Raw genomic sequence first — 11,783 nt, 5'->3', positions numbered from 1 at the left:
GGCTCAGGCCCTCAACCTGTCGTTGGACGGATCCCAGAGGGGCGCGTCGGGCTGCACCACGGCGCGGTGGCGGGTGCCGTAGATGTCGACCTCCAGTTCCGCGCCGGGAACGTGAAGATCGCTCCGCACCATGCCGAGCGCGATGGATTTTCCGACCCGGTAGCCCCAGGCGCCCGAGGTCGTCTCGCCCACCACGCGGCCGTCGTGCCAGAGCGTCGACATGTAGGGCGCGTCCGCGGGGCCGGCCTCGACCGTGAGGGTGACGAAGCGCTTGGCCGGGCCCGCCTGTTTCTCGGCCAGAAGCGCCGCCTTGCCGGGGAAGTCCTGCGCCTTGTCGAACTTGATGAACCGGTCAAGGCCGCCCTGCAACAGGCTGTAATCCGTGGACAAATCCCCCTTCCATGCGCGGTAGCCCTTTTCGATGCGGAGCGAGTTCAGCGCCCACATGCCGAAGGGCGTGGCGCCCGCGCCCAGCACCGCCTCGTAGAGCGCGGGCATCTCGGCGTTGGCGGCGTGGATTTCCCAGCCCAGTTCGCCCGCGAAGCTGACCCGCGCCAGCGCGCAGGGGCGGCCCGCGACGGTGGCGGGCTGGTGGCTGAGCCAGGGCAGCGTCAGGTCGGCCTCGGTGCCGATCGCCTCGAACAGCGCGCGGGACCGGGGGCCGGTGACGATCAGGGTGGAATAGTCGCGGCTGTGGTCGGTCAGGGTCAGCCCCGCGGGCAGGTTGCGGGCCAGCAGCTCGTAATCGTGCCACTGGGCCGTCGCCGCGGTGATGAGGGTGAACGCGTCCTCGTCGTGACGCAGCACCGACATCTCGGTCAGGATGCGCCCGCGGTCGTCGGGGAAATAGGCGAGGTTGAGGCGCCCGACCTTGGGCAGGCCGCCCGCGATCCGGGTCAGGAGCCAGTCGGCGGCGCCGGGGCCCGACAGGTTGAAGCGCGAGAAGCCGGGCAGGTCGAGCACACCCACGTCGTCGCGCACCGCCTCGCATTCGGCGCGGATGCGCGGCTCCCACGGGCCGGCGCGGTCCCAGGTCTGGGTCGCCTCCTCGGAGGTGTCGTCGCCGGGCGCGGCGAACCAGTTGGCGCGCTCCCATCCCGCATAGGCGCCCATCTGGCCGCCCAGCGCCTTGACCTTGTCATGGACCGGCGAGACCTTGCGGTCGGGCGCGGCTGGCCAGCGGTGCCAGGGGAAATGCATCGCGTATTCGTGGCCGTAGACCTCCATGCCCTTGGCCACGCAGTAGTCGTGATCGGTGTAGTCGGTGAAGCGGCGCGGGTCGCAGGACCACATGTCCCACTCGGTCGACCCCTCCGTCACCCATTCCGCCAGCACCTTGCCCGCGCCGCCGCCCTGGGCGATGCCGAAGGTGAAGACGCAGGCCTCGAAGGCGTTGGGCACGCCCGGCATCGGCCCGATCAGCGGGTTGCCGTCGGGCGCGTAGGGGATCGGGCCGTTGATGACCTTGGCCAGCCCCGCCTCGGCCAGCACGGGGACGCGGGCCATGGCGTCCTCGATCTGGAACGACAGCCGGTCGAGGTCGTCGGGGTAGAGCTGGAAGCTGAAATCCTCGGGCAGCGGGTCGTCGGGCGAGGCCCAATGCGCGCGGCAATTGCGCTCGTAGGGGCCGAGGTTGAAGCCGGTCTTTTCCTGCCGCAGGTAGTAGGAGGTATCGACGTCGCGCAGCAGCGGCAGCTTGTGACCCACCGCGCGCGACCAGTCGCGCACCGCGGGCACCTCGTCGAAGATCAGGTACTGGTGGCTCATCACCATCATCGGCACGGTGCGCCCGCCGTAGGGCTTGAACCATTCGCCCACGCGCTGCGCGTAGTAGCCGGCCGCGTTCACCACGATCTCGCAGCGGATGTCGCCCTTGGCCGTGTGCACGATCCAGTCCCCGTTCTCGCGGCTGACGCCGGTCGCGGGGCAGAAGCGGAGGATGGTCGCGCCCAGGTCGCGGGCGCCCTTGGCCAGCGCCTGCGTGACCTGCGCGGGGTCGATGTCGCCGTCGGCGGGGTCGTAGAGCGCGCCTTTCAGGTCATGGGTCTCGATGAAGGGGTATTTCGCGGCGATCTCGTCGGGCGCGAGAATCTCGAGGTTCATGCCCTGGTAGAGACCCATGCCGCGGGCGCGCTGGAACTCCTGCATCCGCTCGCGCGTGTGGCCCAGCCGGATCGAGCCGGTGACATGGTAGTTCAGCGGGTAGTCGACGGCCGCGCCGAGACCCCGGTAGAGCTCGGTCGAATAGCGCTGCATGTTCATGATCGACCAGGAGGTCGAGAAGGTCGGCACGTTGCCCGCCGCGTGCCAGGTCGACCCGGCGGTCAGCTCGTTCTTTTCCAGCAGCACGCAGTCGGTCCAGCCGGCGCGGGCCAGGTGATACAGCGACGACACGCCGACGACCCCGCCGCCGATGATGACCACGCGGGCCTGTGTGGGTATCTCGGCCACGGGCGCCTCCCTTGTGTTGCTGCCAAAACTATTCCCCCGCGCGCGAGGCAGTTCAATTCGCGTGACGGATGTGTATTGATCGGAAGAACCGATCAGTGGGGCCGCCATGACGCTTGACCAGCTGGAGACCTTCCTCGACCTCTGCGAGACGCGGAGCTTCAACCGCACGGCGAACCGGCTGGGGGTGACGCAATCCACCGTCTCGGGGCGGGTCGCGGCGCTGGAGGCGGCGCTGGGCTGCCGGCTGCTCGACCGCAGCCGCGCCGGCACCGAGCTGACCACCGAGGGGCTGCGCTTCGAGCCCCATGCCCGCGCGCTCCGGGCCGGATGGGCGGCGGCGGGGCAGGCGGTGCGCGGGGCGGGCGCGGCGGCGATGACCATGCGGATCGGCATCCAGCACGACCTGCTGGGCGACCGGGTGGCCGACTGGGTCGCGGCGCTGCAGGGCGCGGTGCCCGACACCGCGCTCTACGTCGAGGCGGATTATTCCGCGCAGATGTGCGCCGACGTGCGCGACGGGCAGCTGGACGTCGCCATCCACTACACGCCCAAGCCGCACCCCGACCTGCATTTCGAGAGCCTGGGCGAGGTGGCCTATGTCATGGTCTCGACCGAGGCGGCCGACCTCGCGGCGGTGCGGCCCGACAGCTACATCCTCGCCAACTACGCCCCGGCCTTTTCGGCGACCCACGCGGTGCTGTTGCCCGAGCTGTCGGTCGGCGCGGTGTCGAGCGGGCAGAACGCGGTGATCCGGGCGCTGCTGACGGCGCTCGGCGGCAGCGGCTACGTGCTGCGCCAGACCGCGCTGGAGCTGGAGCGCACGGGGCAGGCGGCGCGGGTGGCGGACGCCCCGCGCATCGACCAGCCGATCTACGCCGCCGTCCACCTGCGCAACCGCCACCGCGGCGCGCACCGCCGCGTGCTCAGGGCGCTCAAGGCGCACCTGGGCGCGCGGGCGGGCTGAGGCCGGCCGGCCCGCGTCAGGCCGCGCGCCGGGTGCTGGGCGACGGCATGTCGGGCGTGCCACGGGGCTTGGGCGTGAACGGCGTCACGACGGTTTCGCCGCGCAGCCGGCGGTAGGTCTCCTTGACCAGCGCCCGGAACACCAGCGCCGTGGCGATCACCGCCGCCACCGAGACCAGGTCGACGCCCGCGGACAGGAACGCCCGCAGCGACACCCCGCCCGACAGCGACGACCACATCGCCAGCGCGGTGGTGCCCAGTGCGATCGGGTAAAGCCCCGTCAGCGTGGACAGGACCATCATGCCGAGGGTTTCCGAACGCAGCCAGCTGCCGGGCCGCGACAGCAGGTTGCAGTAGTAGATGAGGCAGACGAGCGCGAGGCTGCCGAGGCTCGTGACGAGGGCGGCGGTATGGTACATCGTGGGGGCCTTTCGAGGCGGGCCGCGCTGCGGACCTCTCCGGCAGCGGCGGCGGGATGGGGGATCAGGGCGCGCGGCGCGGGGCCGCCGAAGCGGCGGCGCGGGCCGGCGGCGCGGTCGGGCAGCGCGGCATCCGGTGGCGCGGCGGAAGGGACCGAATGGAAAAGGCGGGGCCGGTCGGGGGAACCGGGGCGGACAGCGCGAACTGCCAGCGGGGCGACGTCAAGACCGAGGTCTCCGGCCCGGAGGCGCCGGGCGCGTCTTGCCGGTCAGCGCAGGGGCAGGGTCGCGGTCGGCGGCCCCTGTCCCCTGGGTCGGCCGCCTCAAGATCATGTCGGGCGGCCGGGCGCGCAAGGGGCCCCTGAAAAAAAGAATTCCGGCCCGGTGGATTGAACGGCGGCGGCCGATCTCCACCTGTTCCTCGCTCGGGTTCCGCTGCATCGTCTCCCCCCCTCGCGTGACCGGGTCACGGGCCGGGGGGATGTGCGCCGGGGCGTCCCGCCGAGCGGGCCTGTCTTGGGTGCGTCGCATGGAATGCCCGTCTGTCGATCTTTCGGCCCCGCCGCCCTGGCGGGGCGGCCCGCGCCCTTGGCCCGGGCTGCCGGGTCGCGCGGCATGACCATCCACCCCGACGTTGCCCCGGTCCCCGGCGATGCGCGCCGCCGCCTGTCGGACGTGCTGCGCGACCTCGAGGCCGGGCTGGGGCCCCGCATCGCGCTGGGCGACCTGATCTCCGGCCTCCACGACCGCAGCTTCGCGCCGCTGATGGTGCTGTTCGCGGTGCCGAACGTGTTTCTCTACCTGCCGGGATCCTCGGTCATCACGGGCCTGCCCCTGATGATCGTAGCGCTGCAGCTGCTGGTGGGGCGGCCCGCGGTCTGGCTGCCGCGGGCGCTGAGCAACCGGTCGGTGGACCGCGCCAGCTTCCAGCGGATCGTGCGCGCCGCGCTGCCCTGGGTCGAGCGCATCGAGCGGCTGGCGCGGCCGCGCCTGTGGCCGGCGGCCTCGGCCGGGATCGACCGCGTCATCGGGCTGGCCTGCCTCGCCATGGCGATGCTGCTGTTCCTGCCGATCCCCTTCGCCAACGGCCCGCCGGCGCTGGCGATCATCGCGCTGGGCCTCGCGCTGAGCGAGCGGGACGGCGTGTGGCTTGTGGCGGGGCTGGTGGCCTCGGCCCTCGCCACCGTCCTTGTCGCCGCGATCCTCGGCGGCGGCGCCTTCGCGATCGCCCAGATCTTCTGACCTGCCCGCACCGGAGGCCGGGGCGGCTGTCCTGCCCGGTCCACGGGGGCCGGCGGCGTGCCGCCCCCCGCGGCGGTGCGGGGCAAGGGGCGCAGGTCCGGCCCTTGCCGAACCCCCGCCTGTCGGTGCACGACGACGGGCATGGCCCGTTTTCCGGGGAATCCGCTGTCCCGACCCATTTCGAGGAGACCCAGACTTGACCCCAACCGTTGCAGTGATCGGCCTTGGATCCATGGGTTACGGCATCGCCGCCTCGGCCCTGAGGGGCGGCCTCCGGGTGCATGGCTTCGACGTGAACCCCGCCGCCGTCGCCCGGTTCCGGGCCGAGGGCGGTGCGCCGGGCGCGCTGGCCGAGGTCGCCCCGCAGCTGTCGGCCGCGATGGTCGTCGTGCTGAACGCCGCCCAGACCGAGGAGGTTCTGTTCGGGGCCGACGGCGTGGTGCCCCGGATGCGCCCCGGCAGCGTGGTGATCGCCTGCGCCACCGTCGCGCCGGCCTTTGCCCGCGCCATGGAGGCGCGCTGCCGGGACCAAGGCGTGCATTACCTCGACGCGCCGATCTCGGGCGGGGCGGCCAAGGCCGCGGCGGGGGCGCTGACGGTGCTGGCCTCGGGCACGCCCGACGCCTTTGCCGCGGCCGAGCCGGTGCTGTCGGCCACCGCCGAGAAGGTCTACCGCCTCGGCGACGCCGCGGGCCCCGGGTCGGCGATGAAGGCGGTGAACCAGCTGCTCGCCGGCGTCCACATCGCCGCCATGGCCGAGGCGATGACCTTCGGCATGACGCAGGGCGTGTCGCCGCGGGCCTTCATGGAGGTCATCCCGCAATGCGCGGGCACGTCGTGGATGCTGGAGAACCGCGGCCCCCATGTCGTCGACGGCGACTACACCCCGCGCTCCAGCGTGAACATCTGGCCGAAGGACCTGGGCATCGTGCTGGACATCGCGCGCAGCGCCAGCTTCGGCGCCCCGCTGGCGGCGGCGGCGTTGCAGCAGTTCCTGGCGGCGGCGGGCTCGGGGCTGGGCCACGAGGACGACGCCGCGGTGGCCAAGGTCTACGCGCGCAACGCCAACCTGACGCTGCCGGGCGCGGATGACGGGTCGTCGGCATGACGACGGTCCTGGGTTGCATCGCCGACGACTTCACCGGCGCCACCGACCTCGCCGGCCTCCTGGCGCGCAGCGGGATGCCGGTGTCGCTCCGCATCGGCGTGCCGGACGGGCCGCCCGCGGACCCCAGCCCGTTCGAGGTGATCGCGCTCAAGTCGCGCACCGCCCCCGTGGCGCAGGCGGTGGCCGAGACGCGGGCGGCGCTGGCCTGGCTTCGCGCCGCCGGGGCGCGGCGGTTCTACTGGAAATACTGTTCCACCTTCGACAGCACGCCCGAGGGCAACATCGGCCCGGTGGCCGAGGCCCTGATGGCGGACCTCGGCACCGACCAGACGATCTATTGCCCCGCCTTCCCGGAAAACGGGCGCAGCATCTTCATGGGGCACCTGTTCGTGGGGCGGCAGCCGCTGCACGAAAGCCCGATGAAGGACCACCCGCTGACGCCGATGCGCGACAGCAACCTGATGCGCCTGCTCGGGCCGCAGGTCACGCGCCCCGTCGGGCTGGTCGACCGGCTGTGCGTGGCGCAGGGCCCCGGCGCCATCCGCGCCGCGCTGGCCGATCTGCGCGGGCAGGGGGTGGCCCATGTGGTCGTCGATGCCGTGGCACCGGAGGACCTCGACAGCATCGCCGCCGCCTGCCGGGACATGCCGCTGCAGACCGGGGGCTCGGCGCTGGCCATGCCCTTGCCCGGGCTTTACCGGGCCGACGGGCTCGTCGCGGCGGACGTGCGGGCGGCGGCGCGGCCCGCGGTGGCGCAGGGCACGGTGATCCTGTCGGGCAGCTGCTCGGCGATGTCGAACGCGCAGGTCGCCGCCTACCTCGACACCGGCGCGCCCGGGTTCCGGCTCGACCCGCTGGCCCTGGCCGAGACCGGCGTGGCCCCCGCGCTGTCCTGGCTGGCCGCGCAGGACCTGGGCCGCGCGCCGCTGGTCTACGCCACCGCCGAGCCCGCCCGCGTCAAGGCGGCGCAGGCGCGGCTGGGCGCGGCGCGGGCCGGCGAGATCGTGGAGCAGGCGCTGGCCGCCTGTGCCGTCGCGGCGCGCGATGCCGGCGCCGGGCGGGTGATCGTGGCCGGGGGCGAGACCTCGGGCGCGGTGACGCAGGCGCTGGGGGTGGACCGTCTGGACATCGGGGCCGAGATCGCGCCGGGCGTGCCCTGGACCTACTGCACCTCGGCGGGGCGGCAGATTGCCCTCACGCTCAAGTCGGGTAACTTCGGCCAGCGCGATTTCTTCACCGATGCCCAGAGGGTGCTGGACCGACCATGACCGCCGAAGCCGCCCTGCGCGACCGGATCTGCCTGCTGGCCAAGTCGCTGTTCGACCGCGGCCTGACCGGGGGCAGCACCGGCAATATCTCGGCCCGCACCCCAGATGGCGGCCTGCTGGTCAGCCCCACGGGCACCAGCTTCGGCCGGCTCGACCCCGGCCGCCTGTCGCGCTTCGACGCCGCGGGGCGGCTGGTCGACGGCGACCCGCCGACCAAGGAAATGCCGCTCCACGCCGCCTTTTACGACACGCGGTCGACGGCGGGCGCGGTGGTGCACCTGCATTCCTGCCACGCCGTCGCCCTGTCGATGATGCCCGATGTCGACCCCGACGACTTCCTGCCGCCGCTGACGCCCTACGCCATCATGAAGCTGGGCCGGGTCAAACTCCTGCCCTTTTTCCTGCCGGGGGATCCGGCGATGGGCGACGCCGTGCGGGGGCTGGCGGGCAAGCGGTCGGCGGTGATGCTGGCCAATCACGGGCCGGTCGTCGCCGGCGCGGATGTCGAGGCCGCCTGCAACGCCATCGAGGAGCTGGAGGACACCGCGCGCCTGGCGATGCTGACGCGCGGCCTGTCGCCCCGGATGCTGACCCCCGGCGAGGTGCAGCGCCTTGTCACCCGGTTCGATGTGGAGTGGGACACATGAAATTTTCCGCCAACCTCGGCTTTCTCTGGACCGAGCTGCCGTTGCCCCGGGCGATCCACGCCGCGCGGGCACAGGGCTTTGCCGCCGTGGAATGCCACTGGCCCTATGACACGCCGGCGGACGATGTGGCGCAGGCGCTGGCCGAGACCGGCCTGCCGATGCTGGGGCTGAACACCCGGCGCGGCGACGTGGCCGCCGGCGAGAACGGGCTGGCGGCGCTGCCCGGACGGGGGGCCGAGGCGCGCGCGGCGGTGGCGGAGGCCGTGAGCTACGGCGCGGCGATCGGCGCGCGGGCGGTGCACGTGATGGCGGGCCGCGCGCAGGGGCCCGAGGCCGAGGCCGCCTTCGTCGACACGCTGCGCCACGCCTGCGCGCTGGCGGCGGAGCAGGGCATGACCATCCTGATCGAGCCGCTGAACCGGCACGACGCGCCGGGCTATTTCCTGCGCACGACGGACCAGGCGGTGGCGATCATGGACCGGGTCGGCGCCGACAACCTGCGGCTGATGTTCGACTGCTACCACGTCGGCCGGACCGAGGGCGACGTGATCCACCGGCTGGGCGCGCTGCTGCCGCGGATCGGCCATGTGCAGATCGCCGCCGTCCCCGACCGCGGCGCGCCCGATCACGGCGAACTGCACTACCCCGCGATCTTCGCCGAGCTGGCGCGGCTGGGCTATGACGCCCCCATTGGCGCCGAGTACAGGCCGGGCGGCCCGACCGAGCCAACGCTGGGGTGGCTTCGGCCGTGGTTGCCCGCTTCGGCCTGACGGCCCGGCACCCGCGACGGGTCGGGGTGGCAGAGGCGGCCCGCTGCGCCTATGCTATGGCCCGCGCCTCCGCCCAAGGACCGGGCGGGCCCGAGGAGATCGCCGCATGACCCCGACCGCCGCCACCCGGGCCGCACGGCTGTCCGTCGCCCCGATGATGGACTGGACCGACCGCCACTGCCGGTATCTCCACCGGCTGATGTCGGCGCGCGCGCTGCTCTACACCGAGATGGTGACGGCGCCGGCCGTGGTCCATGGCGACCGCGATCGGCTTCTGGCGTATCACCCGGCCGAGCACCCCGTCGCGCTGCAACTGGGCGGCTCCGACCCCGCCGAGCTGGCCGAGGCGACCCGCATCGCGGCGGGCTACGGCTATGACGAGATCAACCTCAACGTCGGCTGCCCGTCGGACCGGGTGCAGTCGGGGTGCTTCGGCGCCGTCCTGATGGAGCGGCCGGGGCTGGTGGCCGACTGCGTGGCCGCCATGATCGCGGCCAGCCCGGTGGAGGTTACGGTGAAATGCCGGATCGGGGTGGACGAGCAGGAGCCGCAGGAGGTGCTGCCGGCCTTCCTGCAGGCCGTGTCGGCCGCGGGCGTCACGCGTTTCACCATCCACGCGCGCAAGGCGTGGCTGCAGGGCCTCAGCCCGAAGGAGAACCGCGAGATCCCGCCGCTCGACTACCCCCTCGTCCACGCGATGAAGCGCGACTTTCCGCATCTGCACCTGTCGATCAACGGCGGCATTTCCAGCCTTGCCGAGGCCCAGGCGCAGCTCGACGCAGGCATGGACGGGGTGATGATCGGGCGGGCGGCCTACCACACGCCCGCCGACATCCTGCTGGATGCCGACCGGGCGATCTTCGGGCAGGCGGGCACGGGGCGCACGGCCGAGCAGGTGGCGCTCGACATGCTGCCCTACATCGAGGCGCACCTGGCCGCCGGTGGGCGGCTGAACCAGGTCACGCGGCACATGCTGGGGCTGTTCGCCGGGCGGCCCGGCGCGCGCGGCTGGAAGCGGCGGCTGTCCGAGGAGGCGCACCGCGACGGCGCGGGCCCCGAGGTGGTGGAGCGCGCGCTGGCCGAGGTGACGGCGCGGGCGGCCTGAGCCCTGCGTCACCGCACAACCGGCTGTGTGGCACGGCCCTTTCGCCCCGGCGCCCGCTGGTCTACCGGGCCCTCGCGCGACCAGACGGAGACCCACGCCCATGCCCGAGATGACCGAATTCCTGCCCATGCTGGCCCTTGTCCTGCTGATCGGCGGCTTTGCCGGGATCATCGCGGGGATGCTGGGTGTGGGGGGCGGCATCGTGTTGGTGCCGGCCTTCTATTTCGCCTTCGAAGGGTTGGGCTACGGCCCCGAGGGGCTGATGCAGATCTGCCTCGCCACGTCGCTTGCCACCATCGCCGTCACCTCGGCCCGGTCGCTCTTGGCGCACAACAAGCGCGGCGCGGTGGACTGGGACATCCTGAAGGGCTGGGGCCTCGGCATCGGGATCGGCGCGGTGCTGGGCGTGGTCGCGGCGACGGGCCTTCGGGGCGAGGTGCTGATGGTGATCTTCGGGGTGCTGGGGCTGATCGTCGGCCTCTACCTCGGCTTCGGGCGCGACAGCTGGCGGCTGGGCGACGCGATGCCGACGGGCTGGGGCCGGGCCGTCACCAGCCCGGTGCTGGGCTTCCTGTCGGTGCTGATGGGGATCGGCGGCGGCAGCTTCGGGGTGCCGCTGATGACGCTCTACGCGGTGCCGATCCACCGGGCGGTCGCCACGGCGGCGGGCTTCGGGATGCTGATCGCGGTGCCCTCGGTGATCGGCTTCCTGCTGGTGCCGGGGCTTGCCGACAACCGGCCGCCCTTCACCGTGGGGCAGGTGAACCTGGTGGCCTTCGTCGCCGTGGTGGCGATGACGCTGGTCACGACCCCCTGGGGCGTGCGGCTGGCCCACGCGATGGACGCGAAGCCGCTGAAGCGCGCCTTCGCGGTGTTCATCCTTGTGATGGCGGGGAACATGCTGCGCAAGGCGCTGTTCTGATGGGCTGGCTCGGGCGCGGCTGGCAGGTCTTTCCGGCCGAGCCCGCCGTGCTCGATTGGGTCGCGGCCGCGCGCGGCCCGGCGCTGGCCGCGGTGGACAACCCCGCGCTCCGGGCGCGCTGGCTGCGTCACGCCGGGACGTGGTTCGCGGGCGTCGACGTGCTGCCGAACGACGCCGACGGCCGGGTGGGGCAGGGGCCGCCGCTGGCGGGTGCCGCGCGCGACGCGGCCGAGGCGGTCGCGGGGCGCCTGGCCCTGCACCCCGCGCAGGTCTCCGTCACCTGGCCGGGCTACCCGGGCCGGGACGAGGGCGAGACCGACACCGCCCATGCCTATCGCCTCCGGCGCGACGCGGCGCACCTGGACGGGCTGCTGCCCGAGGGGCCGGACAAGCGCCGCCACCTGCGCGAGCCGCATGGCTACATCCTCGGGCTGGCGCTGACGGGCGGCGGGGCCGGGGCCGCGCCGCTGGTGGTGTGGGAGGGGTCGCACGAGGTCATGCGCGGGGCGTTCCGGGCCGCCTTTGCCGGGGTCCCGCCCGGGCGCTGGGGCGAGATCGACGTGACCGCGACCTACCAGGCCGCGCGCCGGCGCTGCTTCGACACCTGCGCGCGGGTGGAACTGCCGCTGGCCCCGGGCGAGGCGGTGCTCCTGCACCGGCTGTCCCTCCACGGCATCGCGCCCTGGACAGGGGCCGCGGCAGCGCCGCGTGCCATCGCCTACCTGCGCCCGCTCCTGCCGCGCCTCGCGGACTGGCTGGATCTGCCCTAGGCTCCGTACTCAATAGGGATTCCCAAGTATCTCCTGTGGTGATTCAGTGTCCGCGACCATCCGGGAGGGGGATCATGGGCAAGGGGCACTACTGGATGAGCGACGCGGAATGGGCCCG

General features: G+C 73.1%; 11 protein-coding genes. 9 read left to right on the top strand and 2 right to left on the bottom strand.

Features of this window, described 5'->3' with window-relative positions; all coding sequences use genetic code 11:
• Positions 1–3 precede the first annotated feature (3 nt).
• Positions 4–2,451, bottom strand: a complete 2,448-nt coding sequence (locus HCU73_RS13825; protein WP_168624062.1) for an FAD-dependent oxidoreductase — start codon at positions 2,449–2,451, stop codon at positions 4–6.
• Positions 2,452–2,557: 106 nt separating this feature from the next.
• Between HCU73_RS13825 and HCU73_RS13820 the strand changes: the two genes are divergently transcribed.
• The gene (locus HCU73_RS13820) at positions 2,558–3,415 is read left to right on the top strand and encodes a LysR family transcriptional regulator (RefSeq protein ID WP_168624061.1); all 858 of its coding nucleotides are present in this window, start codon (positions 2,558–2,560) and stop codon (positions 3,413–3,415) included.
• Between the two features lie 16 nt (positions 3,416–3,431).
• Here the strand turns inward: HCU73_RS13820 and HCU73_RS13815 are convergent, their stop codons facing one another.
• Positions 3,432–3,833 (bottom strand): hypothetical protein, encoded by a 402-nt coding sequence (locus tag HCU73_RS13815; protein WP_168624060.1) that lies wholly within the window; start codon positions 3,831–3,833, stop codon positions 3,432–3,434.
• Positions 3,834–4,448: 615 nt separating this feature from the next.
• Between HCU73_RS13815 and HCU73_RS13810 the strand changes: the two genes are divergently transcribed.
• The 8 genes from HCU73_RS13810 (at position 4,449) to HCU73_RS13775 (ending at position 11,665) form a co-directional block, all read left to right on the top strand.
• Positions 4,449–5,075, top strand: a complete 627-nt coding sequence (locus tag HCU73_RS13810; RefSeq protein ID WP_168624059.1) for an exopolysaccharide biosynthesis protein — start codon at positions 4,449–4,451, stop codon at positions 5,073–5,075.
• Positions 5,076–5,271: 196 nt separating this feature from the next.
• A complete protein-coding gene (gene ltnD, locus HCU73_RS13805) occupies positions 5,272–6,183 on the top strand; it encodes an L-threonate dehydrogenase (protein ID WP_168624058.1) in 912 nt (303 codons plus the stop codon).
• Positions 6,180–7,451 carry a 3-oxo-tetronate kinase gene (gene otnK / locus HCU73_RS13800; RefSeq protein ID WP_168624057.1) on the top strand — a complete coding sequence of 424 codons (1,272 nt, stop codon included), beginning with the start codon at positions 6,180–6,182 and terminating at the stop codon, positions 7,449–7,451. The genes ltnD and otnK overlap by 4 nt, the downstream gene beginning before the upstream one ends.
• A complete protein-coding gene (gene otnC / locus HCU73_RS13795; RefSeq protein ID WP_168624056.1) occupies positions 7,448–8,098 on the top strand; it encodes a 3-oxo-tetronate 4-phosphate decarboxylase in 651 nt (216 codons plus the stop codon). Before otnK ends, otnC begins: the two co-directional genes overlap by 4 nt.
• Positions 8,095–8,868, top strand: a complete 774-nt coding sequence (locus tag HCU73_RS13790; protein WP_168624055.1) for a hydroxypyruvate isomerase family protein — start codon at positions 8,095–8,097, stop codon at positions 8,866–8,868. Before otnC ends, HCU73_RS13790 begins: the two co-directional genes overlap by 4 nt.
• A gap of 106 nt (positions 8,869–8,974) precedes the next feature.
• A complete protein-coding gene (gene dusA / locus HCU73_RS13785) occupies positions 8,975–9,973 on the top strand; it encodes a tRNA dihydrouridine(20/20a) synthase DusA (protein WP_168624054.1) in 999 nt (332 codons plus the stop codon).
• A gap of 100 nt (positions 9,974–10,073) precedes the next feature.
• Positions 10,074–10,895 carry a sulfite exporter TauE/SafE family protein gene (locus HCU73_RS13780; protein ID WP_168624053.1) on the top strand — a complete coding sequence of 274 codons (822 nt, stop codon included), beginning with the start codon at positions 10,074–10,076 and terminating at the stop codon, positions 10,893–10,895.
• The gene (locus tag HCU73_RS13775) at positions 10,895–11,665 is read left to right on the top strand and encodes a hypothetical protein (RefSeq protein WP_168624052.1); all 771 of its coding nucleotides are present in this window, start codon (positions 10,895–10,897) and stop codon (positions 11,663–11,665) included. Before HCU73_RS13780 ends, HCU73_RS13775 begins: the two co-directional genes overlap by 1 nt.
• Positions 11,666–11,783 lie beyond the last annotated feature (118 nt).

This window comes from Roseicyclus persicicus, from assembly GCF_012395815.1.
GTDB classification, from domain to species: domain Bacteria; phylum Pseudomonadota; class Alphaproteobacteria; order Rhodobacterales; family Rhodobacteraceae; genus Roseicyclus; species Roseicyclus persicicus.
This window is presented reverse-complemented; position numbering and strand designations above follow the sequence as displayed.

Coding starts and splice junctions, on each gene's coding strand:
- HCU73_RS13820 (WP_168624061.1), top strand. CDS start 2,558: ATGACGCTTGACCAGCTGGAGACCTTCCTCGACCTCTGCGAGACGCGG.
- HCU73_RS13815 (WP_168624060.1), bottom strand. CDS start 3,833: ATGTACCATACCGCCGCCCTCGTCACGAGCCTCGGCAGCCTCGCGCTC.
- HCU73_RS13810 (WP_168624059.1), top strand. CDS start 4,449: ATGACCATCCACCCCGACGTTGCCCCGGTCCCCGGCGATGCGCGCCGC.
- otnK (WP_168624057.1), top strand. CDS start 6,180: ATGACGACGGTCCTGGGTTGCATCGCCGACGACTTCACCGGCGCCACC.
- otnC (WP_168624056.1), top strand. CDS start 7,448: ATGACCGCCGAAGCCGCCCTGCGCGACCGGATCTGCCTGCTGGCCAAG.
- HCU73_RS13790 (WP_168624055.1), top strand. CDS start 8,095: ATGAAATTTTCCGCCAACCTCGGCTTTCTCTGGACCGAGCTGCCGTTG.
- dusA (WP_168624054.1), top strand. CDS start 8,975: ATGACCCCGACCGCCGCCACCCGGGCCGCACGGCTGTCCGTCGCCCCG.
- HCU73_RS13780 (WP_168624053.1), top strand. CDS start 10,074: ATGCCCGAGATGACCGAATTCCTGCCCATGCTGGCCCTTGTCCTGCTG.
- HCU73_RS13775 (WP_168624052.1), top strand. CDS start 10,895: ATGGGCTGGCTCGGGCGCGGCTGGCAGGTCTTTCCGGCCGAGCCCGCC.